A 23,634-nucleotide genomic window follows, 5' to 3' on the forward strand; every position below is an offset into this window, starting at 1 on the left:
GTTCGCTTGATCCTTGATTCCAATTGACTCTCCTTTTTTCTCTCAAAAAGGTGTCAACCAATTCCAGGACGGGTCACCAGAATGAAAAAAGCCGCGCTTACACTGCGCGGCTTTTTTATTGGGCGGCAGCTGTCGCCAGAGGATCAGTACATGTCCCGCGGCTGCGCGCCGGAGAAGTTCAGGAAGCGCGTGCTGGAGCCCTGGAACGTCAGGCGCACCGTGCCGATGGGACCGTTACGCTGCTTGCCGATGATGATCTCGGCCGTGCCCTTGTCCGGCGAATCCGGGTTGTAGACCTCGTCGCGATAGATGAACAGGATCACGTCCGCGTCCTGTTCGATAGCGCCCGATTCACGCAGGTCGCTCATCACGGGACGCTTGTTGGGGCGCTGCTCCAGGCTTCGGTTCAGCTGCGACAGCGCGATCAGCGGGCAGTTCAGTTCCTTGGCCAGACCCTTGAGCGAGCGGCTGATTTCCGACACTTCGGTGGCCCGGTTTTCGCCGGAGCCGTTGCCCGACATGAGCTGCAGGTAGTCGATGATGATGAGGCCGAGCTGTCCGCACTGGCGCGCCAGACGGCGTGCGCGGGCGCGCACTTCCATCGGGCTGAGCGCGGGCGATTCGTCGATGTAGACCTGCGCGTCCTGCATGAGCTGCACGGCGTGGGTGACGCGCGGCCAGTCTTCGGCGATCAGCTTGCCGGTACGCATGCGGTGCTGGTCCAGCAGCCCCACGGAACCCAGCATACGCATGGCGAGCTGAACCGCGCCCATTTCCATGGAGAAAACCGCCACGGGCAGGCCCTCTTCGATGGCGACGTGTTCGCCGATGTTCATGGAGAACGAGGTCTTGCCCATCGAGGGGCGTCCCGCCACGATGATGAGGTCGCCGCCCTGCATGCCGGACGTCATCTTGTCCAGGTCGGTAAAGCCCGTGGGCACGCCCGTCACGTCGGACGTGCTCTCGCGGTGATAGAGCTCGTCGATGCGCTCGACCACCTGGGTCAAGAGCGGCTGGATCTCCTGGAAGCCCGCGGCGCCGCGCGCGCCTTCCTGGGCGATCTTGAACACCTTGGACTCGGCCTCGTCCAGCAGTTGGCGCGCTTCCTTGCCCTGCGGGTTCATGGCGGCCGAAGAGATTTCGTCGGCGATGGACACCAGCTTGCGCAGCATGGCGCGCTCGCGCACGATCTCGCCGTAGCGGCGGATGTTGGCGGCGGACGGCGTGTTGTGCGCCAGCGCGTTCAGGTACGCCAGCCCGCCGGACTCTTCGGCCTTGCCCGCGCTGACGAGGGATTCGTGCACGGTGATGACGTCGGCCGGGCGCGCCAGACCGATCAGGCGAGCGATGTGGTGCCAGATCAGCCGGTGGTCGTGCCGGTAGAAGTCTTCTTCGAGGAGCACGTCCGCGATGCGGTCCCATGCGGCGTTGTCCAGCAGCAGTCCGCCCAGGACCGACTGCTCGGCCTCGATGGAATGGGGAGGGACGCGCAGGTACTCGAGCTGGGAATCGGCGGGTGTGTTCATGGCTTCAATAGTAACGGCTGCAGGATATCCGCGACGCGGAAAAACCCTTGGATATCGCGCGAGGGAAAGCGGGCGAGGACCGGGCGCAGGGGCATGGCGATGCCGCACAGCACGCGCGCCAGCCGCTTCAAGCGGATGCGCACTTCGGGATCCGGATTGCTCTCCAGGTAGACGTCCAGCGCCAGCTTGCCCAGCGACCTGGCGTCGTCGTCTTCGAGTTTACGCAAGGAGACCAGCGAGGCCAGCATCTGGAACAGGTCATACGCTTGCGCAAGCGGCCGGGACAGCGTCGCACCGATGTTTTCCTCGAAGTCGATGCGCCAGATCTCGCCATCGCGCAACGTCACGTTGCGGATCTGCGCCCCGCCATGCCACATGCCGCGCACATGGAAAGCGGCCAGGTCGGCCGCGGCGGCGCGCGTGAGCCACAGGCGCGAGGTGGAGTCTTCGTTGCGGATGAGATCGGCCAGGTCTTCGCCCACGAACTCCAGCACGAGCAGGTTCTGCTCGCGCCACCAGACTTCGGGGACACGGGCCCCGGCTTGCAGCAACTGCGCCAGACGCTGCCCTTCGTGGGCCAGGCCATTACGCAGCAGCACGCTGGGGCGCGGAAACTCGCCCAGGAAAACTTTGCAGCCCACGGCGAGGAACAAGGCGCGCACGTAGCGCAGGACATAGCTCACGCCCTGCAGGATGCCGGGCCGGCGCCGCTTGATGATGCAGCGCACGCCATCTATCGTCACATCGCGCACCGAAGGTTCACGCGACGCATCCACGCTGTCGAGCCAGGCTCGCAATCCGGGCGGGGCGTTGTGGTGGACAGGCGGATGAGTCAAGAGGTCCTCGGGAATGACAGCGTACAGCGAGGGTGTGGGGCCACGCACCCTTCAGCAGAAAATGGGCCCATTGCCGCGAAAAGAAAAAAAGCCGGCGCGCGGGCCGGCTTCTTTTTACCGCGACTGCCGGATCAGGACAGTTCGCCTTCGACCAGCACCGTGATGTCGACCACGACGTCGGCGTGCAGGGCGACCTGGACCGGGTACTCGCCGATGGCCTTGAGCTGACCATTGGGCAGACGGACCTGAGCCTTTTCGACGGCTTCGAACGAAGCCTTCTTCAGACCTTCGGCGATGTCGGCGTTGGTGACCGAACCGAACAGACGGCCGTCGACGCCGGCCTTCTGAACGATCTTGAGCTGGTAGCCGTTCATGCGCTCGCCCAGCGCTTGGGAAGCGGCCAGCTTTTCAGCCTGGGCCTTTTCCAGTTCGGCGCGGCGGGCTTCGAATTCCTTCAGGGCGGCGTCGGTTGCGCGACGGGCCTTCTTCTGGGGAATCAGGAAGTTGCGGGCGTAGCCATCACGCACGCGCACGACTTCACCCAGGTTGCCCAGGTTGACGACTTTTTCGAGCAGAATAACTTGCATTTCAGTGCCCCGGATTAGTTGTGGTTGTCGGTGTAAGGCAACAGAGCCAGGAAGCGCGCGCGCTTGATGGCGGTGTCCAGCTGGCGCTGGTAGATTGCCTTGGTGCCGGTCAGGCGAGCCGGGATGATCTTGCCATTTTCTTGCACGAAGTCGCGCAGGGTGTCCAGATCCTTGTAGTCGATCTCTTCGACGCCGGCTGCGGTGAAGCGGCAGAACTTACGACGCTTGAAGAGCGGGTTCTGCTGCGTGAATTTGCGTTTTTCTTTGCGTTTTCCGAAGAAAGCCATGATATGTGCCTTTATGTTTGAGGGGACTGGGTCATTGCCCACTTCCCCATAACCTATCCGTATTCAGAAGGCGCTCTCGCACCCTGGGTCTCATTCGCTTCAAGCCACCTGCGGATCGCGTCCGGCGCTTGCCTTGATCTTGCGTGCCTGCTGCAGATGCAGCTTGATCTTCACCGAGTCCTTGCGGGTGGGAGCCAAAAACCCCTGCACCAGCAATTCGGACCCTAACGCGGTGTCCTTCAACAGCAGCGCCAGATCTCCCAGTGCCACGGCGGCGATCGTCAGTTCGACACGGCGCGGGTGGCCGGCTTCGATGACCTCCGACTCGTGCGCCAGCAGCATTTCGAGTGCTGGCAGACCGGCGGGCGTGTGGCGCAAAGGCTCGCATTCGAGAACGCGTGCGCTGAGTTCCAGCTTGTTCATCCTGCCTGGTACCGAGGGGACTTGATGCGATGAGCTCTGCGTGAGCGTGCTTACTCGGCCTGAGCCGGGGCAGCTTCCGCCGAAGCCTTGCGGGCTTCTTCGCGCTCGACCGACTTCATCATGATCGACGGGGTGGTCTGGGCCTTCTTGGTCTTGATGACCAGGTGGCGCAGCACGGCGTCGTTGTAGCGGAACGAGTGTTCCAGCTCATCCAGCGTGGCTTGGCCGCACTCGATGTTCAGGCAGACGTAGTGAGCCTTGACGAGCTTCTGGATCGGGTAGGCCAGTTGACGGCGGCCCCAGTCTTCCAGGCGATGGATCGAGCCGCCTTGGCCCGTGACCAGTGCTTGGTAACGCTCGACCATGGCGGGCACTTGCTCGCTTTGGTCGGGGTGAACGATAAACACTACTTCGTAGTGACGCATGGGTAAAACTCCTTGAGGATGTCTTGCTGGCAGTTCGTCTTGCACCCGCGCTTTCCATCATGGGTGGATCAAGGATCATCGACGATCGCCGCAAGGGGCAGCCCGCTACCCAAAAACCATGGGTGGTCGAGCAAGAAAGCTCTCGATTATCACCGATTGAGCGATCCCGTGCAAGCCGATGAAAGCTCAGGAAATAAGGGACGCGTTACCGGCAGACGCTTGCCCGTCGGCGGCGGGCAGATCGGCCTGGCCAATGGGCCGCGGCCGGTTCACGGCGCTGACCATGACGTAGCTGATGATCATCAGCAGGAACCACGAGCCCAGCTTGGCGATGGGCACCACCTGCCACACGTGCGACTGGTTGGGATAGCGCCACGCATTGGCGAAGGTGCCGATGTTCTCGGCGAACCAGATGAACAGCGCCACCAGCACGAAGCCCAAGAGGAGCGGCATGCGCCGGTAGACCTGCCAGATGCGGAAATACACCCACGTGCGCGCGAACAGCATGGCCGTCATCGCGAACAGCGCCCACCGGAAGTCCCAGACGTAATGGTGCGCGAAGAAATTCAGGTAGATCAGCACCGACAGCGCCACCGTCGCGGCCAGCGGCGGATGCGCCCGAAAGCGAAAGTCGAAGAGGCGCCACACACGGGCAAGATAGCTGCCCACCGCGGCGTACATGAAGCCCGTAAAGAGCGGCACGCCGCCAATGCGCAGCACGCTCGCCTCGGGATAGATCCACGAGCCGGCGGCGGTCTTGAAGATTTCCATGCAGGTGCCGACCACATGGAACATCAGGATCACGCGGGCCTCGCTCCAGGTTTCCATGCGCAGCGCGAGCAACGCGGCCTGGATGCCCAGCGCGGCAAGCGTCAGGAAGTCGTAGCGCGCCAGGGCGGCACCCTTGGGATACCACCAGTGCGTGCCCAGCAGCAGCGCGCACATCAGGCCGCCAAAAAGACAGGCCCACGCCTGCTTCACGCCAAAGCGGAAGAACTCGTACAGCGCCACGCCAAGGCGGCCCCGGCTGGCCAGATTGCTGGCCAGCCGCGCTTCCCATTGCTGCAGGCCGGCAATGAGCGGCCAGTCGCTGGCCGCCGGATGGCGCATCGGCGCTCAGCCTTCGACGACGGCGTATGCCGAGTGGTTGTGGATGGACTCGAAGTTCTCGGCCTCGACGCGATAGCGCGCGATGCCGGGATGGGCGTTCAGGCGGGCGGCCACGTCGCGCACCAGGTCTTCGACAAACTTGGGGTTGTCATAGGCGCGCTCGGTGACGAACTTTTCGTCGGGGCGCTTGAGCAGGCCCCACAGTTCGCAGGAGCCTTCGTCTTCGATCAGGCGGATCACGCCGTCCATCGAGATGTCTTCGTTCAGGATGGCCGAGACCGTGACGTGCGAACGCTGGTTGTGCGCGCCGTACTCGGAGATGGCCTTGGAACACGGGCACAGGCTGGTGACGGGCACCTGCACCACGAGCTCGAACTCGACCCGGTCGGCCTGTGCGCGCGCGATCCACTGGACCTCGTAGTCGAGCAGGCTCTGCACGCCTGAGATCGGCGCGGACTTGTTGATGAAGTACGGGAACGAAGCCGTGATGTCGCCGCGCTCGGCATGCAGGAGAGGCAGCATGTCGGCCGCCATGGTGCGGAACAGCGCCGGCGTCATGGGCGTGCTGCGGTATTTTTCGAGCAGGGCCACGAAGCGGGACATGTGCGTGCCCTTTTCTTCGGGCGGCAGGGCCACGGTCAGCGTCCAGTTGGCGACCGTGCCTTGCGCCGAGCCGTCGCCGCTTTGAACCAGCATGGGGTGACGCACGCCGCGGATGCCGACGCGCTGGATCGGGATATGCCGCGTGTCCGTGGCGCTCTGGACGTCGGGCATCACGATGGCGGGGTCGATCGGAGAATTCATTTCGGCTTACCTGTCCGGGCCCGGTGCGCCGTGGAGCGACCCGCCCAGTTGTCTTGAAAGGGGCTAATTATCGCCCACCCGCAGGCGATCGGGAGCGGTAACCCTGTGGCCCGCATGCCCGAGGGGCCGGAACAGTGTGTTTCATCCTTGCGGCTGAGGGCGCGCGCCCTCGGCCGCAAGCATGAAGCCGGCTCAGGCCAGCAGGCTGGCGTAACGCGCGCGGATCGACTGTTCGATGCCGGCGGCATCCAGACCCAGGCCGGCCAGCAGGGCCGATTGTTCGCCGTGGTCGATGAATTCGTCCGGCAGGCCCAGTTGCAGCACCGGGATCAGCACGCCGGCCGCGCTCAGCACTTCCAGCACCGCGCTGCCCGCGCCGCCCATGATGCAGGCGTCTTCCACGGTGACGAGCGCGTCGTGGCGGCTCGCGAGATCCAGGATGAGGTCGCGGTCGATCGGCTTGACGAAACGCATGTCGGCCACGGTGGCATCCAGCTTGCCGGCGGCGCCCAGCGCTGCCTGCACCAGCGTGCCAAAACCCAGGATGGCGATCTTCTTGCCTTCGCGCCGCACGATGCCCTTGCCCAGTTCAACGGTATCCAGGGCCTCGGCTTCCGCCGCGCCGCAGCCCGCGCCGCGCGGATAGCGCACCGACGCCGGCCCCGGGTACTGATAACAGGTGGACAGGAGCAGACGGGTTTCGTTTTCGTCGGAGGGCGTGGCCACCACCATGTTGGGCACGCAGCGCAGGAACGCGATGTCGTAGTTGCCCGCGTGCGTGGCGCCGTCCGCGCCCACGATGCCGGCGCGGTCCAGGGCGAAGGTCACGTCCAGGTTTTGCAGGGCGACGTCATGGATGAACTGGTCGTAGCCGCGCTGCATGAAGGTGGAGTAGATGGCGACGACGGGCTTCTGCCCCTCGCACGCCACGCCGGCCGCGAACGTGACGGCATGCTGTTCGGCGATGCCCACGTCGAAATACCGCTGTGGAAAGCGTTGTTCGAATTCGACCAGGCCACTGCCTTCGCGCATGGCCGGCGTGACGGCCACCAGACGCGCATCCTCTTGGGCCGTGTCGCACAGCCATTTGCCGAACACCTGCGTGAAGGTGCGCTTGCCCGGCGCCTTGGACTGCAGGATGCCGACGGCGGGATCGAACTTGCCGGGACCGTGATACAGCACCGGGTCGGCTTCGGCCAGTTTGTAGCCCTGGCCCTTGCGCGTGACGACGTGCAGGAACTGCAGGCCCTCCAGGGCCTTCAGGTTCTGCAGCGTGGGAACGAGCGCGTCCAGGTCGTGGCCGTCGATGGGGCCGACGTAGTTGAAGCCGAATTCCTCGAACAGCGTGGCGGGCGTGACCATGCCCTTGGCGTGTTCCTCGAAGCGGCGCGCCAGCTCCAGCACCGGGGGCACATGCTGCAGCACCGCCCGGCCCACATTCTTGGCCGTGGCGTAAAAGCGTCCGGACATCAGGCGCGCCAGATACCGGTTCAGCGCCCCCACGGGCGGCGAGATCGACATGTCGTTGTCGTTCAGGATCACCAGCAGGTTGATGTCGGGCGTGACGCCCGCGTTGTTCATGGCCTCGAACGCCATGCCGGCCGACATGGCGCCGTCGCCGATCACCGCGATGTGCTGGCGCTGCACGCCCGCATTGCGCGAGGCGACCGCCATGCCCAGTGCCGCCGAGATCGACGTGGACGAGTGCGCGGTGCCGAAGGCGTCGTACTCGGATTCGCTGCGCTTGGGGAAACCGGAGATGCCGCCCTGCTGGCGCAGCTTGGCCATGCCGGCCCGGCGCCCCGTCAGGATCTTGTGCGGATAGGACTGATGGCCGACGTCCCAGACGATGCGGTCATGCGGCGTGTCGAACACCTGATGCAGCGCCAGCGTGAGTTCGACGGTGCCCAGGTTGGACGACAGGTGACCGCCCGTTTTGGATACCGACTCCAGCACGAAGCCACGCAGTTCGTCGGCGAGCTTTTTCAGTTCGCGACGATCCAGGCGCTTGAGGTCAGCCGGCGATTGAATGCGGTCCAGTAAATCTGTCGTCATGCTTTTATGGGGTTCGTTGGCCCGGCCTACCAGGAAGGCCGGGCTGATCTCGGATCAGCGGTCTCGAAGAACGATGAAGTCGGCAAGCTGGGCCAGTCGCCCGCCGGCGTCGCCCAGCGGCGCCAGGGCGGCCAGCGCAGTCATGCGCAGTTCCTCGGCGAAGGCCCGCGCTGCGTCAAGGCCCAGCAGGGAAACATAGGTGGGCTTGTTTTCGGCGGCGTCCTTGCCGGGCGTCTTGCCCAGGCTGGCGCTGTCCGCGGTGACGTCCAGAATGTCGTCGACCACCTGGAACGCCAGGCCCATGGCCTGCGCGTAGGCATCCAGCGCCTGGCGCGAGGCCGAGCTGGCGCCCGCCACGATGCCGCCCAACGCCACGCTGCACGCCAGCATCGCGCCGGTCTTCATGCCGTGCATCGTCTGGAGTTCGTCGCGCGACAGCGCGCGGCCGACGCTGAACAGATCGATGGCCTGCCCGCCCGCCATGCCACGGCTGCCGGCGGCGCGCGCCAGCGACTGGGTGGCCTGGACGATCAGCGCCGGGGCAATCGGCATGGAGGCGACCAGCTCGAACGCCAGCGGCTGCAACGCGTCGCCCGCCAGCATGGCGGTGGCTTCGTCGAACTGCACATGCGTGGTGGGCCGGCCGCGGCGCAGCGTGTCGTCGTCCATGCAGGGCAGATCGTCATGGATCAGCGAATAGGCGTGGATCAGTTCGACGGCGGCCGCCGCGCGGTCCAGCGAGGCCTCGATGGCCAGCACGCTGCCACTGACGGGGCAGGCCTGGCCGGCGGCATAGACCAAGGCGGCCCGCACGCGCTTGCCGCCGCCAAGCACGGCGTAGCGCATGGCTTCGTGCAAACGGGCAGGCGCCAGGTCCGCCGGCGGCAGCAGGTCGTCGAGCACGTCTTCGACATGCAGCGCACGGCCTTGCAACCACTCGGGAAAAGCGAGTTGAATTTGCTTCATCGGCTTCTTATTCGTCGTCCAGCGCCGCGGGATCCAGCGGCCGGAGCAGGCCGCCTTCGAGGACCTTGACCTGCTGCTCAGCCTGGGCCAGTCGTTCCTGGCAAACCCGTGTGAGCGCCACACCGCGCCGGTAGGCAGCAAGCGACTGCTCGAGCGGCAACGATCCGTCTTCCATGGCCGCGACCAGCGATTCCAGTTCGGCCAGCGCCGTTTCGAAATCCTGGGGCAAGGGACGATCGTCGTTCTGCGGATCAGCTTGAGTGGGTTTGGCCAAACGGGCCTCCGGGGCACTAGGGGTGGATTAATCCGTGAATTGTACGAGATAGCCAAGCGCGGCCCGCAAGGGCCCCGCGCGCTAGGCCGGCGCCCCCGCCAGGCCTGCCACGGCAGCCAGAAGCGCCGGGGCCACGCGGTCGCGAAGGAGCGAGGCCTCGAGCAGGCTGGCCGGTCCGCCGCAGCTCATGACGAAGACGCCCTCGCCCGTGATCGACGTGAACGGCACGGCGACGGCGTTGATGCCGGACTGCCATTCGCCGATTGCGAAGCAGCAGCCGGTTTGCGCGAGTTCGGCGCGCGCCCGCGCAATGGTCTCGGCGGCTGGGGCGCCCTGGTCCAGACGCGCGAGGACGGCGTCGCACGCGTCCGCGGGCAGGCTGGCGAGATAGGCGCGCCCCATGGCGCTGTCCAACGTGGCGCGGTAACCCACGGGCAAGCGCAAGTACAGCGCCGACGAGCCGTGGATGGCTTCGACGTAGGTCATGGCATCGCCGTCGAAGGCGCCCAGGGCCACGGCGCCACCGGTCTCGCGCGCCAGGTCGGTCATCGAGGCCTTGGCAAGCTCACGCACCTCTAGTCCCGCAAGCAGGCCGAATCCCAGCGCCAGCACACCATAGCCAGGCGAGTACTTGCCGGTGTCGGGGTGGTAGCGCAGATAACCCAGTTCAGTGAGCGTGTAGGTGATGCGGCTGATGGTGGGCTTGGGCAAGCCGGTCAGGCGCGCCAGGTCCAGGTTGCCCAGCGCGGCCACGCCGTGCCGGAAGCACCGCAGCACGTCCAGGCCCCGCGCCAGCGCCGTGATGAAGTCGGGCGAATGGGCGCCTTCTCCCGAGCCGGCGGCGCGCTTGCGGCGCGCGGGCAGGCTCAATTCAAGCTTCTGGTCCGGCTTGGACGGCGGGAGGGCGGCGCGCTTGCCGCCAGAAAATGATTGCATTTCTATACGCTTCGTTTTTATAGTTTATTTCGAATGACAAAATTAAATTCCATATGACGGAATTTAGAGCATCCAAGGAGACCTGGCAAGCGGCCCGATGTTCGCACCCGGCGTGCGTATCAAGTCAGCCAAGCCAGGCCCGTCGATCCACTCTGACCACGCGATTTCAAGGGGAAAACATGATTCGCAACAGCTTCAAACTGCTCGCCACCCTGATGCTCAGCGCTGCCGCGCTGGGCGCGCAGGCCGATACGTATCCGGCGCGGCCGATCAAGGTGATTTCGCCCTTCCCGGCCGGCGGCGCCACCGACGTGCTGACGCGCGTGCTGGCCGAGCGGATGGCCAAGAACCTGGGCCAGTCGATGATCGTGGAGAACAAGGCTGGCGCGGGCACGTCCATCGGCGCCGCCTACGTCTCGCGCGAAGCGCCGGACGGCTACACCATCCTGATGGCCACGAACTCCACGCTGGTGACCAACCGATATCTCTATAAGGAACTGCCCTACGACCCGGACAGCTTCGCCAAGATCGGCATGGTCGGCGTCGGCCCGCTGGTCCTGCTGTCCACGCCGAAGCGCCCGTTCAACAACACCCAGGACGTGGTGGCCTACGCCAAGCAGAATCCGGGCAAGCTGACGTTCGCCACGTTCGGTCCGGGCACCTCGTCGCACCTGGCCGGTGAACTGTTCAAGGAACGCGCTGGCATCGACATCCTGCACGTGCCGTTCAAGGGCGCCACGCAGGCCCTGCCCGCCCTGATCAGCGGCGATGTGGACCTGTTCTTCGACATGGTGGCCACCGGCATGCCGCAGGCCGACGCCGGCAAGGTCAAGGTCTTCGCGATCACCAGCCCCAAACGCCTGGCGACGCAGTCCAACCTGGGCACGCTGGCTGAACAGGGCTACCCGTCGTTCGACATGACCGCCTGGTTCAGCTTCGTTGCACCCAAGGGCACGCCGGCCCCCGTGGTCGAACGCCTGCAGGCCGCACTGACCGAAACGCTGCAGGACGAAGCCGTGAAAAAGCGCCTGCTGGACATGGGCATCGACCCGCGTTCGGGCACCGCCGCCGAACTGGACAAGCAGATCAAGACCGAGCAGCCCATCGTGTCGCAGCTCATCAAGCAGGCCAACATCGTCCTGCAGTAAGCCTCGACCCGCCGGTTTCGTGACAAAACGTTCGCGGACCGCCGGCCCGCGATCGGCCTGCCCGCGGCTCAGCTGCGGGCAGGCCCCTTCCCCCCGACAGCGCCCTCCCGGCCCTGTCGGTTTTTTACGCGCGGGTTAACCCCTGGATACAGAAATCGGCGTGGCGCCGCTGATAAGGTAAGGCGAGAAGAAGCCGAACCATCCGGGAGCCCGATGCCTCACTCCGAAGACCGATACGCCCGCCTTGACTCAGCCCGATGGCTGGCTGCGCTGGCCGTCGTTCTGCTGCACAGCGCGGCACTCATCGTCAGCGATCCCGCCGCGCACGGCCGCGGCGCATGGCTGGCTGCCAACCTGTATGACTCGGCCGCGCGCTGGTGCGTGCCCGTCTTCGTGATGGTGAGTGGCGCCCTGCTGCTCGATCCCGACAAGCCGCACGATGCGCGGCGCTTCTACAGCAAACGCATGGCGCGGATCTGCGCGCCGCTGCTGTTCTGGACGCTCTTCTACCTGGCGTGGCGCACCGGCCTGGATTGGTGGGACGACGGACGCGTGGACTTTTCGTTCTGGCCGCGCAAGGTCGCGCAGGGCGAGCCCTACTACCACCTGTGGTACCTGTACATGATCGTCGGCCTGTACCTGTTCGCGCCGCTGGTGCGGGTGCTGTATGCGCGCAGCACGCCGAAGGCGCGCGCGTTGTGGGTCGTGGGCATCCTGGGGGTGGCAATCCTTGACGCCCTGTATCGCCGCGCGCTGGGCGCGCCGCATGGTTTTTTCCTGACGTGGTTCCTGCCCTATCTGGGCTACTTCGTCGCCGGCCGCCTGATCTTTGACGGCGAGATGCGCGTGCCGCGCCCGGGCCTGATGCTTGCCGCCACCGTGGCCGCGACGGCGATGGGCGTGACGATCATGTCCAACGGCCACGTGCTGGACACCTACTTCTACGACTACTTCAGCCTGACGGTCCCGTTCATGTCGCTGGCCGCGTTCCAATGGATCGTGTCCTCGCCGCGGCTGCCCAGGCTTGCCGCGCTGGCCCCGCTGACCTTTGGCGTCTATCTCATCCATCCGGTCTTCCTGGATGTCGCGCGCCGCGCGGGCGCGTTTTCCGGCGGGGACCGCGATGTGTGGGCGGTGCCCTTGCTGACGATGATGGTGTTTGCGTTGTCAGCCGCCAGCAGCTGGCTGCTGCGCCGTCATCCGGCCACGCGGCGCCTCGTCTGAAAGACCTACGGATTAAAGGGTTAATCGCGCTTTGCGCCGGGTCAACACCACCCGCGGATTGCCTCGATAAGCCGGGGGGATTGCCCCGGGCGTCGCGCAGGCCCTTGGGGTACAATTCACGGCTTACTTGATCGGCCAGACACCGATTTTTCTTCGCGCCAGAACGGATTCAACCAGGCTCGAATTCACGAACAAGACCCGCCGGAACCGTCGCCGGGATCCTGGACTTGAACAAAAGCACCTGGCAAGGCTCAAACCGTCCTGGCTTTTTTATCCGAGCGGAGGGAATCATGACCGACATCGGTCGGATGGCACATGTCGTGCCAGCTCGCACCCAGCTACCCGTCAGCGCATATTTTGACGAAGCCCTCTTTGCCCGCGAGCAAGAACTCATTTTCAAGCAATCCTCGCTTTATGTCGGCCACCAGAAATTGGTGCCCGAAATCGGGGATTGGCGTACGTTGGTCCAGGAAAACGGAGGGCGCTCGCTGGTTCGCAACCAGCACGGCGTCGAACTCATCTCAAATGTCTGCCGCCACCGTCAGGCACTGATGCTTGGCGGCCAGGCCGGCAACGTGGCTGGCAACTGCAACACGCATGGCAACCTGAAGGCCACGGGCGGCAATATTGTCTGCCCGCTGCATCGCTGGACGTACAACAACCAGGGTGAGTTGTTGGGCGCGCCGCAGTTCGAGACCACGCCCTGCATGAACCTGCAGAAGTTCCGCCTGCGCGATTGCCACGGGCTGCTCTTCGAAGGCCCGCGCGATCCGGCCGCCGACATGGCGCCGCTGTTTGCGCGTCCCGAGTTCGACTTCGGCGACTACGTGCTGGACCACGTTGAAGTGCATCAGTGCAACTACAACTGGAAGACCTTCATCGAGGTCTACCTCGAGGACTACCACGTCGGCCCGTTCCATCCCGGACTGGGGCGTTTCGTCACCTGCGACGACCTGACCTGGGAGTTCAACGACTGGTACAGCCTGCAGAAGGTGGGCGTGCACAATGCGCTGGCGCAGCCGGGCTCGGACGTCTACAAGCAGTGGCACGACCGCCTGCTGTCGTTCCGCGAAGGCGACGCCCCCGACTTCGGCGCCGTGTGGGTCACGTACTTCCCGACGCACATGATCGAGCTCTATCCGCACGTGCTTGTGCTGTCCACGCTGTACCCAAAGAGCCCGCAGGAAACGGTGAATGTGGTCGAGTTCTACTACCCCGAGGAAATCGCCGCCTTCGAGCGCGAATTCGTCGAGGCGCAGCGCGCGGCCTACATGGAAACGGCCATCGAGGACGACGAGATCGCCGAACGCATGGACGCTGGCCGCAAGGCATTGATGCTGCGCGGCGTGAACGAGACCGGTCCCTACCAGTCGCCCATGGAAGACGGCATGCAGCACTTTCATGAGTGGTACCGCCGCATCATGCAAGCGGTGTAGTTCCCCTGCCCCGGCTTGCAAGACAAAGGGCCTCGCGATATCGGTTCCGATTCGCGAGGCCCTTTTTTCGTCTGGATGCGTCAGCGTGCGTCAGCGTCCGATGACACCAGCGACCGTCCTTTCTCCGATCGCCAGCCCCACCGTCATGCCGACGCCGGAGTGCATGACCGCCACCGTGGTCGCCGGATCCACCGGCATGACCGAGAACGGCGCCGGCCCGTGCGCGCCGTAGACGCCCTGCCAGCGCTCCACCACGCGCAGCCGCGCGCCCAATGCCTGCGACGCCAGGTCCAGCATCGCGTTGTCGACGGCCTCGTCATTGAACGGCAGCGCGTCCTGCCCATAGCGATGCGAATCGCCGATGATCAGTTCGCCGTAGGGCGTGGGGCTGATCAGCAGGTGGATGCCGTTTTCCAGCAGCATGGGCGTGCGCGCCTGGATCACGCCGCGCAGCGCCTGCGCCGTGGGCAGGTCCGAGAACGCGCCGTAATGCACGCACGACAGCCCGGTCAGCAGCGGCCGGTCCAGCGCGATGGGATGCGTGTCGAACACCGCACGCAGCATCTGCAGGCGCGTGACCTCCAGATCCAGCGGCGCGAACAGTTCCGGCAGCAGGGTCAGGTAGTCGTGGCCCGGGCACACGAACACGTGCGTGCCCGTGAAGTCGCCCGCCGACGTGCTGACTTCGCCCTTTTCCACGGCGCGCGCGAGCGTTCCGGTGATGAAGTCCACGCCCAACGAAGACTGCAGGTAGTGCGTGATGGCCGGCAGCGCCTCGCGCGAATAGATCTGCAGATCGTCGTGGCCGCGCAGCGCCAGGCAGTGATGCGCGAGCTGGCCGCCATAAAGGCCGGCCACCTCACGCGCGGAAAGCAGATCCGCGCGATACCCTTCCTGCCGCAGGCGCGTGTCCGCGAACTCCTGCAGCACGTCGGCCTCGTCGCCGTTGCGGGCCAGCACCAGCGCCCCGTTGGCGCGCACATGAAAGCCCGCCTTGTCCGCCAGGTCGAGCCACAGCTCGCGCGACTGCTGCGCGTGCGACAGCATCGTGCCAGGCGCCTGCCCCGTCACGATGACCTGTCCGAAGTTGCGGATGGTGGCGCCGTGGGCCTGGCGGCTGCGCTCGATGACGGCCACGGACAGGCCGCGCTTGGCGGCCGCCCAGGCATGCGCGATGCCGAGCATGCCCGCGCCCACCACGATTACGTCGTAAGTCTTCATCGCCGGGACGCCGCCTTACTTCTTCTTGGGCTCGGACTTGCCGTCGTAGCGGCGGGTCCACTCCGCAATGATGCGGTCGCGGTTCGTGGCGGCCCACGTGAAGTCGTTCTTGATCATGCGCGCGGTCAGGTCGGCGGGCAGGTTCGGGTTGGCCGTGGCGATCGACGGAATCGCCAGCACCGCGAAGTTGGCCTTGTACAGCTCATTGGCCTCGCGGCTGGCCGAGAAGTCAGCCAGCTTGCGGGCGGCTTCCAGGTTCTTGGTGCCCTTCATGATGGCGGTGGCTTCCACTTCCCAGCCCAGGCCTTCCGAGGGGAACACGGCTTCGACCGGCGCCCCATCAGCCTTCAGCTTGGCCGCGCGGTAGTCGAACGAAATGCCGATCGGGAATTCGCCGGCGGCAGCCATGTTGCACGGCTTGGAGCCCGAGTGCGTGTACGAGCCGATGTTCTTGTGCAGGGCGTCCATGTAGGCCCAGCCCTTCTCTTCGCCAAACATCTGCAGCCAGGCGCTCACGTCCAGAAAGCCCGTGCCGGACGAGGCCGGGTTGGGCATGACGATCTTGCCGGCATACACCGGCTTGGTCAGGTCCTGCCACGACGTGGGCTTGGGCAGCTTCTGCTTCTCGGCTTCGATCGTGTTGAAGCAGATGGCGGCGGCGTAGCCGTCCATGCCGACCCAGGCGGGTTCGGCCTTGGCGTCGCGCATGTTGGCGGCGATCTGGTCCAGGCCCTTGGGGGCGTAGGGCTGCAGCATGCCTTCCTTGTCCATCAGGCCCAGCGCCGTGCCGGCCAGGCCCCAGATCACGTCGGCCTTGGGGTTGTTCTTCTCGGCCAGCAGCTTGGCGGCGATGATGCCGGTGGAGTCGCGCACCCACTGGATCTTGATGTCGGGATTGGCCTTTTCGAAGGCGGCCTGGTAGGCCTTGATCTGGTCGGCTTCCAGCGCCGTGTAGACGGTCAGCGTGGTCTCGGCCGAGGCGGCGCCCATCACGCCCGTCAGGGCGGCGGCCAGTGCAAGCAGCTTGTAGCGATTCATGAACAACTCCGTGCGTGAGCGAAAAACAGGATGAACGAGGTCCCCGCGGCCGGCGGCTGCCGGCTGCGGATCGCGGTGAGTCAAAGGTTTAGGGGTGGCCCGGGACGCCGGGCGGAAGGGTTTAGATCAGGGGCGTTCGCCTCGCGCCAGACGGGCTTCGATGTCGTCGACCACGGCCGGCAGATCAGCCACCGTGTCGATCACGTAATGCGGGCCGGCCGGTACCAGCTCCGCGCGCGCGGCGGCGCGTGCTGCGTCACGGGCGGGGCCGGCAAGGCCAAGGTATTCGTCCAGCGTCAGGCCCGCGGCGTTGCCCGACAGCAAGAGGCCGACGGTCCACATGCCGGCGCGGCGGCCTTCTTCGATGCCCGGCGCGGTGTCGTCGACCTTGATGCACGCGGCCACGTCGGACAGGCCCAGCTCGACCACGTTCTTTAAGGCCATCGCGGGCGCCGGACGCGCGCGCGGGACCTCGTCGCTGGCGACGATGCAATCGGGCGTCAGGTTATCGGCGGCCGCACGCTCGACGACGCGGCGCATCACACTGGCGGGATAGCCGGAGCACGACCCGATCTTCAGGCCGCGCCCGCGCAAGGCGCGCATCACGTCGGCCGCGCCGGGAATGGCGGCCGAATACTGCGCCACCTTCTCCAGCTGCATCGGCAGGAAGCGCTCGTAGATGGCGGTGACGTCGTCGTCGCTGGGCACGCGGCCGAAGCGGGCCAGATACTGGGCGGCGATGGCGGGCCGGTCGCACAGGGTACGGATGTGGTCCCACTTGCCCATGCCCATCGGGCCGCGCGCCTCCTTCAGCGACACGTCCATGCCGAACTGCGCGAACGCGTCCACGAACACCTTGGTGGGCGCAAAGGAGCCGAAGTCGACCAGCGTGCCGGCCCAGTCGAAGATCACCGCCTCGAGGCGGACGGGCAAGGGTTGAACTGTCATGGAAGTCATCCTGAAAAATTGGCCGGTCAACGGGTCGCCGGGCGCCGCCAGGCCTGCGTGCGCGCCACCAGGGCACGGCTGGCCAGGTGCAAGACCAGGGCGGCAACGGCGGAGCTGGCCATGATGACCGTGCACATGGCGGCGGCCGGACCGATGAAGCCGGCGTCGTCCATGTTAAGCACGGCCACGGCGGCCAGCACCGTCGACGGGCTGTAGAGAAACACCACGGCCGACACCGTCGTCATGGCGGATACGAAAAGGTAGCGGGCAACATCCAGCGCCGCGGGCAGGCACATCGGCAGCGTCACGCGCAGGAAGGTCGTCAGGCGCGGCACCTTCAGCGACGCGGAGGCGGCCTCGAACTCCGGGTCGAGCGCATTGAGCGCCGTGGCGGCTGTCAGGTGGGCGCTGGTGTAGAAGTGCACGACCGTGCACAGCACCAGCAGCGGCATCGTCCCGTACAGCACGTTCAGGGGGTTTGCCAGGCTATTGAAAAAGAAGATGTAGCCCAGGCCCAGCACCAGCCCCGGCACCGCCATCGGCATCAGCGCCAACATGCCGGCCATGCCGCGCAGGCCGCGCGCCATCGCGCCGCGCGCTGGCACCTTCTCCATCATCCACGCGCCCACAAAGACCACCACGGTGCCCGCGAGCGCCGTGAAGAACGCGAGCTGCAGGCTGTTGCGCCAGGCGAGCCAGCCGCCGCCGTCCATGTTGTCGAAGTCGTAAGAACGCAGCGACATCGACAGGTTGTACGGCCACATCTTCACGAACGACGCCCACACCGCCACACCGATGATGAGCAGCAGAAAGGCAGCCATCACGCCGGCCAGGACCAGGAATGCCGCGTCGCGGCGGCCGTTCACGCCAGCCGCGTAAGGCTGCGCGCGGCCGCTCATCTGGGCGCCCTGGCGGGCCCGCAGCCGGCGGTCCAGCACGAAGGTCAGCAGCGCCGGCAGCAGCAACAGGATGCCGATGGCCGCGCCCTTGGGGAAATTTTGCTGCCCGACCACCGCCTTGTAGGCCTCCATGGCAAGTACGTTGTAGTCGCCGCCCACCACCTTGGGCACGCCAAAGTCGGTGACGGTCAGCGTGAAGACCACGCAGCACGCCGAGAACACCGCGTAACGCGTGCCGGGCAGCGTGACCGTCATGAAGGTGCGCCACGACCCCGCGCCCATGGCGCGCGCCGCGTCATAGAGGCGGCCGTCGGCCAGTGCCAGGCCCGTCAGCAGGATCATGAGCGCATGCGGAAACGTGTAGAACGCCTCGCCCACCACGATGCCCCAGAAGCCATAGATCGTGGCGCCGCCGGTCAGGCCCTTGAGCAGTCCCTGGTTGCCCAGCAGATAGACCAGCGCGATGCCGGGCAGCAGCGACGGCGCAAGCAGCGGCAACAGCGCGATCGTGCGCAGGATGCCCTTGCCCGGCAGGCGGGTGCGCGTGAGGCCATAGGCAAAGCCGTAGGCGCAAGGCACGACCAGCAACGTCGTCACGATTCCCACGGCAAGGCTGCGCCCCACCATGTCCAGGAAACCATCGGCGCCGATGATGCCCGCGATGACAGACAGGCCGGCCCAGCCGCCATCGGCGTCCGTCACCGATTTGACGAGGATCGCCGCCAGGGGCAGCGCCAGGAAAACGAGCAGGCCGAGCGCCAGACCGCCCTGCCCCAGCGCCAGGCCCAGCGCGCCGATCCAGGCGGGCAGCGGGCGGCGCCCCAAGGCGGGCAGCGGGGCGAAGGCGGCGGGAGCCGGGGAATGGGGCACGGTCTGACCCACGGCGCGCGAATCGTTCATGGCCGGATCAAGCGTAGGCGCGTATCGCATGGCGCGGCAGCTCCACCCAGCAACGGCTGGCAGCGTGAGGGCCCAAGAGGGCATCTCCGGTTTCGGGGGACACGATGGAATGCACGGTGGCGCCAGGCACGCCTTCCAGGCGCAGGGCAAGGCGGTAGCTGCGCCCCAGGAACACGCCGTCCAGCACGTCGGCCAGCATGGCGTTGGGCTCTTCGGGCTTGGCCATGCTGACGCGCACGGCTTCGGGCCGCACGAAGAGTTTGCCCGAGCGGGCCTCCAGCGCCGCGTCAACCGCCAGCTCCTGCCGCCCCACCCGGGCGCGATGCGTATCGATGCGTTCGAACGGCAGCCAGTTGGCTTCGCCCACGAAGTCGGCGATGAAGGCCGATCCCGGCTGGCGGTAGAGTTCGCGCGGCGTGCCGTACTGCTCGATCACCCCGCCATTCATCACGGCGATGCGGTCGGCCATCACCATGGCCTCTTCCTGGTCATGCGTCACCATCAGCGTGGTGATGGACAGGCGCTTTTGCAGCGCGCGCAGTTCGATTCGCAGGTGTTCGCGCACCCGCGCATCCAGCGCCGACATGGGTTCGTCCAGCAACAGCAGCGACGGAGACGGGGCCAGCGCGCGCGCCAGCGCCACGCGCTGTTGCTGGCCGCCCGAAATCTGGCCGGGATACTTCTGCGCCGCGCCGGCCAGGCCGACCAGCGTCAGCATTTCCTCGACGCGGCTGGCGACGTGGTTGCGATGGGCGCGCTTGCCGCTCAGGCCATAGGCCACGTTCTGGGCCACGGTCAGGTTCGGAAACAGCGCATAGGACTGGAACAGGATGCCGTAGTCGCGCGCCTGCGGCTCGGCATGCGAAATATCACGACCGGACAGCACGATGGTTCCGCTGTCCTGGCGCTCCAGGCCGGCGATCGCGCGCAGCAGCGTTGTCTTGCCGCACCCCGACGGCCCCAACAGGCACACCAATTCTCCGGCGCGGATATCCAGCGAAACGTCGGCCAGCGCCGTGTGGCTGCCGAATCGCTTCACGAGATTCTGCACGGAGAGAAAGGCGGTATCGCGTTGGGGCATGGGGCCTCCGGTCTGGGAACGAAGGCAGTATGGGAGCCGCGTATTGAGCGTTTATGACACTTCGCGCAAATGCAGTAATAAAAACATCAAATTATTTTGGTGTACTGGCGGTCTTGCGCATTGCGTCCAACCTTCGCCCCCCGACCGTGCTCGTCGCCGAACTCAAATCCTTCTATGCCGTGGCCCGCTGCGGAACCGTCACCAAGGCCGCCGCCCAGCTGGGCGTCAGCCAGCCCACGGTGACGGGGCAATTGCGCCAGCTTGAATCGCGCTACGGCATCGAGCTGTTTCATCGGCAGGGGCGCGGCATGCGGCTGTCGGACGCCGGGCAAAACCTGATGCCGATGGTCGAGAAGCTGGTGCAGCAGGAGACCGAGATCGACTTCCGGCTGCGCGACGCGAGCGACCTGCGCGAGGGCAACCTGCGCATTGGCGCGACCGGCCCCTACTACATCATGGATACCGTGCGGCGCTACAACCAGCGCTATCCCGGCATCGACCTGACGGTCACGATCGGCAATTCGCAGTCGATGCTGCAGGCGCTGCAGGATTACCGCATCGAGATTGCCACGTCTTCCTTTCTGATGGATGACAAGCACCTGTACCGCCGCAAGATCGCCGCGGACCCGATCCGCGTGGTGGCGCATCGCGATCATCCGCTGGCCCGGCGCGGCCAGGTGCGGCTGGCCGATCTGGCCGAGCATGCGCTGCTGCTGCGCGAGCCCGGCTCCATGACGCGCCAACTGACCGAAGACGCGCTGCGAGCGGCCGGCGTCACCGTGCGCCGCACGCTGGAGATCGGCAGCCGCGAGTCGATCCGCCAGGCCATCCTGTGCGAACTGGGCATCAGCCTCATCCCGTCACGCGAAATTCCGTCCCATCCCGATCTGGCAGCCCTGGACATCCAGGACGCCGGCATCGTGATGAATGAATACCTGTACTGCTTGCGCGAGCGCCAACCGGTGCAACTCATCGCGCGCTTTCTGGAGATGGCGCCGGCAGCCGGCTGACCGTCGCGGTCACTGTCCCGCCTCTTCCCCTTGCGGCCACTCAGGAGACAACCATGGCCTTGACCCTGCAGGACATCGAACAGCTTTTCCTTGAACGCGGACACCGGTCCTATGACGGCGAATCCGTCAGCCATCTGCGCCATGCGCTGCAAACGGCCGCACTGGCCGAACAGCACGGCGCGAAAGCCCATCTCATCACGGCCTGCCTGCTGCATGACCTGGGCCATCTGATCGCCGACCGGCCGGGCACGCCCACGCTGCGCGGCATCGACGACAAGCATCAGTATTTCGTGCTGCCCTTCCTGCGCGGCTTGTTCAGTTCCGCCGTGCTGGACCCCATCCGGCTGCACGTGGAAGCCAAGCGCTACCTCTGCTACGTGGAACCGCAGTACGAAGCGAAGCTGTCGGACGATTCCCGCCGCAGCCTGGCGCTGCAAGGCGGCAGTTTCGACGCGGGCCAGGCGGTCGACTTCGCCAGCATGCCCGGCGCGCCGGACGCGATCCGTCTGCGGCGCTGGGACGACATGGCCAAGGTGCCGGGGCTGGCCACCCCGCCGCTCGACCACTTCCTGGAGATCGCCGAAAGCGTGTCCGGCCGCGTCAAGCTGGCCGCCGTCTGGTAATGGCCGCGCACCGCCCATGAAAAAGCCAGGGCGCGTTGCCCTGGCTTTTTGTTCGTTTAATCGCCCTTGGCTACCGGCCGGGCGGGATCGCTGCACCATTCGCTCCACGACCCCGGGTAGAGGCGCGAGCCCGTCAGGCCGGCAATCTCCATGGACAGCAGGTTGTGGCAGGCCGTGATGCCCGAGCCGCACTGGTGGACGACCGAGGCTGGGTCGCGCCCGGCCAGCAGGCTGCCGAACTCCGCGCGCAGCTGATCGGCCGTCTTGAAACGGCCATCGGGCTGCAGGTTTTCGCCGTTCGGGCGGTTCAGCGCGCCGGGGATATGGCCGGCCACCGGGTCCATGGGTTCGACTTCGCCGCGATACCGGTTGGCGGCGCGCGCGTCGACGACCGTGAACGACGGCTGGGCGATGTTGGCCAGCACCGCCTGGGCATCGACCGTGCCCGCCAGGGACTTGCCCGGTTCGACAGGCGTGCCCGGCTGCACCGCCGGCGCCGGATCGTGGCTGACGGGCAGCCCCGCAGCCGTCCAGGCCTGCCAACCGCCATCCAGCACGGCGACCCGGTCATGGCCCAGCCAGCGCAGCATCCACCACAGATGCGCGGCGTACATGCCGCCGCTGGCGTCGTAGGCCACCACCAGCGTGCCGGGCGTCACGCCATGCGCGGCCATCAGGGCGCCGAATTGCGCCCGGTCGGGCAGCGGATGCCGTCCGTTCTTGCCGGTGCGGGCGGCGGCCAGCTCGGTTTCGTGATCCAGGAAGCGGGCCCCGGGGATGTGGCCTGCGTCGTAGGCCTGGCGGCCCGCCAAATGATTGGTCAGGTCATGGCGCACGTCGAACACGCGCACGTCGGGCGAGTCCAGGCGGGCCGAGAGATCGGCAGCGGTGATCAGGGTCGTCGTCATGCGATGGGGCTCCTGTGTGAAAAGCGGCGGGCGCCGGGATCAGCCCGGCTTGGGGTCGCGCATGGTGCGCCACACCGACAGCAGGCCCGCGAAAATGATGAGGCCCATGCCGGCCCAGGCCACGACGTCCAGATGGTCGCCCCAGAAGCCCATGCCGATCAGTGCCGCGAAGATGATGGTGCTGTATTGCAGGGCGGCGGTCAGCAGCGCCGACCCCATGCCGAACGCCCGGGTCATGGCCAACTGCCCGAACAGCCCCGCGACGCCCACGCCCAGGAGCGACAGGTAGCCGGTCCAGTCCGCGTAGCCCCAGCCCTCGAAAGCCAGGCCGCCAGCGCTGGAGGCGCACACGGCCACCGAAAAGAACAGCACGGTACGCCATTCGGGTTCGCCAATGCGGCCCAACTGGCGGATCTGCATCATCGCAATGGCGGACATGGCCCCCGCCCCCATGCCGAGCAGGGCGGCAAGCCACTGGTCGTCGTTGATGCTTGGCCGCAGCACGGCGATCACGCCCAGAAAGCCCAGCACCACGGCCAGGATCCGCACCGGGTCGCGCTGCGCCCCGCCCCATCCCAGCATCCAGCAGGCGATGAACAGCGGCGCCGTGTAGTTCAGGCTGGTGGCGGTGGCCAGCGGCAGATGGGAGATGGCAAAAAAGCCCAGCCACATCGAAGTGACGCCGGACAGGTTGCGCCAGATGTGCAGCTTCCAGCTGGTGGGAATGATGGACTGGCGGCCGGCGCGCGCCCAGAGCAGCAGCAGGATCACCGAGGGCAGGCCGCGAAAGAGCACGACCTGCGGCAGCGATGCGCCGTGTTCGGTGCCGAGCTTCACGAACGACCCCATGATGGCGAACATGGCGGACGCCACCAACATCCAAAGTGCTTGCATGCGGGTCTACGCTAAGGGAAAAGGGGGAAGGAATAAGGGAAAGCGATACTATACTCTCCGTCACCGGGCGAGGAG

General features: G+C 66.1%; 24 protein-coding genes. 5 read left to right on the forward strand and 19 right to left on the reverse strand.

Annotated features, from left to right (window positions below; translation table 11 throughout):
* Window positions 1-143: 143 nt before the first annotated feature.
* The 12 genes from KVT32_RS02800 to KVT32_RS02855 form a co-directional block, all read right to left on the reverse strand.
* The gene (locus KVT32_RS02800) at window positions 144-1,526 is read right to left on the reverse strand and encodes a replicative DNA helicase (protein WP_056322477.1); all 1,383 of its coding nucleotides are present in this window, start codon (window positions 1,524-1,526) and stop codon (window positions 144-146) included.
* On the reverse strand, window positions 1,523-2,362 hold the full coding sequence (locus KVT32_RS02805) for an RIO1 family regulatory kinase/ATPase (protein ID WP_062838664.1): 840 nt from the start codon (window positions 2,360-2,362) through the stop codon (window positions 1,523-1,525). Before KVT32_RS02805 ends, KVT32_RS02800 begins: the two co-directional genes overlap by 4 nt.
* A 131-nt stretch (window positions 2,363-2,493) precedes the next feature.
* The gene (gene rplI / locus KVT32_RS02810; RefSeq protein WP_056322471.1) at window positions 2,494-2,949 is read right to left on the reverse strand and encodes a 50S ribosomal protein L9; all 456 of its coding nucleotides are present in this window, start codon (window positions 2,947-2,949) and stop codon (window positions 2,494-2,496) included.
* Window positions 2,950-2,963: 14 nt separating this feature from the next.
* Entirely contained in the window at window positions 2,964-3,236 is a 273-nt protein-coding gene (gene rpsR / locus KVT32_RS02815; RefSeq protein ID WP_006218308.1) for a 30S ribosomal protein S18, read from the reverse strand.
* 99 nt (window positions 3,237-3,335) lie between these two features.
* Complete coding sequence (gene priB, locus KVT32_RS02820) at window positions 3,336-3,659, reverse strand: primosomal replication protein N (RefSeq protein ID WP_056322469.1); 324 nt, start codon at window positions 3,657-3,659, stop codon at window positions 3,336-3,338.
* 50 nt (window positions 3,660-3,709) lie between these two features.
* Complete coding sequence (gene rpsF / locus KVT32_RS02825; RefSeq protein ID WP_056322467.1) at window positions 3,710-4,084, reverse strand: 30S ribosomal protein S6; 375 nt, start codon at window positions 4,082-4,084, stop codon at window positions 3,710-3,712.
* Window positions 4,085-4,270: 186 nt separating this feature from the next.
* Window positions 4,271-5,194, reverse strand: a complete 924-nt coding sequence (locus KVT32_RS02830; protein WP_217617683.1) for a DUF817 domain-containing protein — start codon at window positions 5,192-5,194, stop codon at window positions 4,271-4,273.
* Window positions 5,195-5,200: 6 nt separating this feature from the next.
* Entirely contained in the window at window positions 5,201-5,998 is a 798-nt protein-coding gene (gene folE2 / locus KVT32_RS02835) for a GTP cyclohydrolase FolE2 (protein WP_142049988.1), read from the reverse strand.
* A 192-nt stretch (window positions 5,999-6,190) separates the two neighbouring features.
* On the reverse strand, window positions 6,191-8,053 hold the full coding sequence (dxs, locus tag KVT32_RS02840) for a 1-deoxy-D-xylulose-5-phosphate synthase (protein WP_175156236.1): 1,863 nt from the start codon (window positions 8,051-8,053) through the stop codon (window positions 6,191-6,193).
* A gap of 54 nt (window positions 8,054-8,107) precedes the next feature.
* A complete protein-coding gene (locus KVT32_RS02845; protein WP_217617684.1) occupies window positions 8,108-9,019 on the reverse strand; it encodes a polyprenyl synthetase family protein in 912 nt (303 codons plus the stop codon).
* Window positions 9,020-9,026: 7 nt separating this feature from the next.
* Window positions 9,027-9,293: an exodeoxyribonuclease VII small subunit gene (locus KVT32_RS02850; protein ID WP_056322452.1), complete on the reverse strand. Its 267-nt coding sequence runs from the start codon at window positions 9,291-9,293 to the stop codon at window positions 9,027-9,029.
* Window positions 9,294-9,374: 81 nt separating this feature from the next.
* Entirely contained in the window at window positions 9,375-10,229 is an 855-nt protein-coding gene (locus tag KVT32_RS02855; RefSeq protein ID WP_217617685.1) for an IclR family transcriptional regulator, read from the reverse strand.
* Window positions 10,230-10,408: 179 nt separating this feature from the next.
* Between KVT32_RS02855 and KVT32_RS02860 the strand changes: the two genes are divergently transcribed.
* The 3 genes from KVT32_RS02860 (at window position 10,409) to KVT32_RS02870 (ending at window position 14,037) form a co-directional block, all read left to right on the forward strand.
* Entirely contained in the window at window positions 10,409-11,377 is a 969-nt protein-coding gene (locus KVT32_RS02860; RefSeq protein WP_217617686.1) for a tripartite tricarboxylate transporter substrate binding protein, read from the forward strand.
* Between the two features lie 213 nt (window positions 11,378-11,590).
* On the forward strand, window positions 11,591-12,601 hold the full coding sequence (locus tag KVT32_RS02865) for an acyltransferase (protein WP_056322444.1): 1,011 nt from the start codon (window positions 11,591-11,593) through the stop codon (window positions 12,599-12,601).
* Window positions 12,602-12,891: 290 nt separating this feature from the next.
* Window positions 12,892-14,037 (forward strand): aromatic ring-hydroxylating dioxygenase subunit alpha, encoded by a 1,146-nt coding sequence (locus tag KVT32_RS02870; protein ID WP_062838656.1) that lies wholly within the window; start codon window positions 12,892-12,894, stop codon window positions 14,035-14,037.
* Window positions 14,038-14,127: 90 nt separating this feature from the next.
* Here the strand turns inward: KVT32_RS02870 and KVT32_RS02875 are convergent, their stop codons facing one another.
* The 5 genes from KVT32_RS02875 to KVT32_RS02895 form a co-directional block, all read right to left on the reverse strand.
* Complete coding sequence (locus KVT32_RS02875; protein WP_217617687.1) at window positions 14,128-15,258, reverse strand: TIGR03364 family FAD-dependent oxidoreductase; 1,131 nt, start codon at window positions 15,256-15,258, stop codon at window positions 14,128-14,130.
* A gap of 15 nt (window positions 15,259-15,273) precedes the next feature.
* Window positions 15,274-16,296 (reverse strand): putative 2-aminoethylphosphonate ABC transporter substrate-binding protein, encoded by a 1,023-nt coding sequence (locus KVT32_RS02880; RefSeq protein WP_217617688.1) that lies wholly within the window; start codon window positions 16,294-16,296, stop codon window positions 15,274-15,276.
* A gap of 126 nt (window positions 16,297-16,422) precedes the next feature.
* Entirely contained in the window at window positions 16,423-17,253 is an 831-nt protein-coding gene (gene phnX, locus KVT32_RS02885; protein WP_217617689.1) for a phosphonoacetaldehyde hydrolase, read from the reverse strand.
* Between the two features lie 17 nt (window positions 17,254-17,270).
* Window positions 17,271-19,043, reverse strand: a complete 1,773-nt coding sequence (locus tag KVT32_RS02890; RefSeq protein ID WP_371825566.1) for a putative 2-aminoethylphosphonate ABC transporter permease subunit — start codon at window positions 19,041-19,043, stop codon at window positions 17,271-17,273.
* 7 nt (window positions 19,044-19,050) lie between these two features.
* On the reverse strand, window positions 19,051-20,124 hold the full coding sequence (locus KVT32_RS02895) for a putative 2-aminoethylphosphonate ABC transporter ATP-binding protein (RefSeq protein WP_217617690.1): 1,074 nt from the start codon (window positions 20,122-20,124) through the stop codon (window positions 19,051-19,053).
* Window positions 20,125-20,270: 146 nt separating this feature from the next.
* Between KVT32_RS02895 and KVT32_RS02900 the strand changes: the two genes are divergently transcribed.
* Window positions 20,271-21,134, forward strand: a complete 864-nt coding sequence (locus KVT32_RS02900; RefSeq protein WP_056322757.1) for a LysR family transcriptional regulator — start codon at window positions 20,271-20,273, stop codon at window positions 21,132-21,134.
* 53 nt (window positions 21,135-21,187) lie between these two features.
* Entirely contained in the window at window positions 21,188-21,757 is a 570-nt protein-coding gene (locus tag KVT32_RS02905) for a phosphonate degradation HD-domain oxygenase (RefSeq protein WP_056322428.1), read from the forward strand.
* A 56-nt stretch (window positions 21,758-21,813) separates the two neighbouring features.
* Here the strand turns inward: KVT32_RS02905 and KVT32_RS02910 are convergent, their stop codons facing one another.
* Window positions 21,814-22,665 (reverse strand): sulfurtransferase, encoded by an 852-nt coding sequence (locus KVT32_RS02910; RefSeq protein WP_217617691.1) that lies wholly within the window; start codon window positions 22,663-22,665, stop codon window positions 21,814-21,816.
* Window positions 22,666-22,704: 39 nt separating this feature from the next.
* Complete coding sequence (locus tag KVT32_RS02915; RefSeq protein WP_217617692.1) at window positions 22,705-23,559, reverse strand: DMT family transporter; 855 nt, start codon at window positions 23,557-23,559, stop codon at window positions 22,705-22,707.
* Between the last annotated feature and the right edge of the window lie 75 nt (window positions 23,560-23,634).

Source organism: Achromobacter sp. GbtcB20, assembly GCF_019091095.1.
In the GTDB taxonomy this organism is placed as follows: domain Bacteria; phylum Pseudomonadota; class Gammaproteobacteria; order Burkholderiales; family Burkholderiaceae_B; genus Achromobacter; species Achromobacter mucicolens.

Excerpts from the sequence above, each read along its gene's own strand:
- KVT32_RS02905 (WP_056322428.1), top strand. The coding sequence starts at position 21,188 with ATGGCCTTGACCCTGCAGGACATCGAACAGCTTTTCCTTGAACGCGGA.
- dxs (WP_175156236.1), bottom strand. The coding sequence starts at position 8,053 with ATGACGACAGATTTACTGGACCGCATTCAATCGCCGGCTGACCTCAAG.
- KVT32_RS02915 (WP_217617692.1), bottom strand. The coding sequence starts at position 23,559 with ATGCAAGCACTTTGGATGTTGGTGGCGTCCGCCATGTTCGCCATCATG.
- KVT32_RS02870 (WP_062838656.1), top strand. The coding sequence starts at position 12,892 with ATGACCGACATCGGTCGGATGGCACATGTCGTGCCAGCTCGCACCCAG.
- KVT32_RS02880 (WP_217617688.1), bottom strand. The coding sequence starts at position 16,296 with ATGAATCGCTACAAGCTGCTTGCACTGGCCGCCGCCCTGACGGGCGTG.
- KVT32_RS02910 (WP_217617691.1), bottom strand. The coding sequence starts at position 22,665 with ATGACGACGACCCTGATCACCGCTGCCGATCTCTCGGCCCGCCTGGAC.
- phnX (WP_217617689.1), bottom strand. The coding sequence starts at position 17,253 with ATGACTTCCATGACAGTTCAACCCTTGCCCGTCCGCCTCGAGGCGGTG.
- KVT32_RS02875 (WP_217617687.1), bottom strand. The coding sequence starts at position 15,258 with ATGAAGACTTACGACGTAATCGTGGTGGGCGCGGGCATGCTCGGCATC.
- KVT32_RS02845 (WP_217617684.1), bottom strand. The coding sequence starts at position 9,019 with ATGAAGCAAATTCAACTCGCTTTTCCCGAGTGGTTGCAAGGCCGTGCG.
- folE2 (WP_142049988.1), bottom strand. The coding sequence starts at position 5,998 with ATGAATTCTCCGATCGACCCCGCCATCGTGATGCCCGACGTCCAGAGC.
- rpsR (WP_006218308.1), bottom strand. The coding sequence starts at position 3,236 with ATGGCTTTCTTCGGAAAACGCAAAGAAAAACGCAAATTCACGCAGCAG.
- rpsF (WP_056322467.1), bottom strand. The coding sequence starts at position 4,084 with ATGCGTCACTACGAAGTAGTGTTTATCGTTCACCCCGACCAAAGCGAG.
- KVT32_RS02800 (WP_056322477.1), bottom strand. The coding sequence starts at position 1,526 with ATGAACACACCCGCCGATTCCCAGCTCGAGTACCTGCGCGTCCCTCCC.
- KVT32_RS02855 (WP_217617685.1), bottom strand. The coding sequence starts at position 10,229 with ATGCAATCATTTTCTGGCGGCAAGCGCGCCGCCCTCCCGCCGTCCAAG.
- KVT32_RS02865 (WP_056322444.1), top strand. The coding sequence starts at position 11,591 with ATGCCTCACTCCGAAGACCGATACGCCCGCCTTGACTCAGCCCGATGG.
- priB (WP_056322469.1), bottom strand. The coding sequence starts at position 3,659 with ATGAACAAGCTGGAACTCAGCGCACGCGTTCTCGAATGCGAGCCTTTG.
- rplI (WP_056322471.1), bottom strand. The coding sequence starts at position 2,949 with ATGCAAGTTATTCTGCTCGAAAAAGTCGTCAACCTGGGCAACCTGGGT.
- KVT32_RS02830 (WP_217617683.1), bottom strand. The coding sequence starts at position 5,194 with ATGCGCCATCCGGCGGCCAGCGACTGGCCGCTCATTGCCGGCCTGCAG.
- KVT32_RS02895 (WP_217617690.1), bottom strand. The coding sequence starts at position 20,124 with ATGCCCCAACGCGATACCGCCTTTCTCTCCGTGCAGAATCTCGTGAAG.
- KVT32_RS02860 (WP_217617686.1), top strand. The coding sequence starts at position 10,409 with ATGATTCGCAACAGCTTCAAACTGCTCGCCACCCTGATGCTCAGCGCT.
- KVT32_RS02890 (WP_371825566.1), bottom strand. The coding sequence starts at position 19,043 with ATGAACGATTCGCGCGCCGTGGGTCAGACCGTGCCCCATTCCCCGGCT.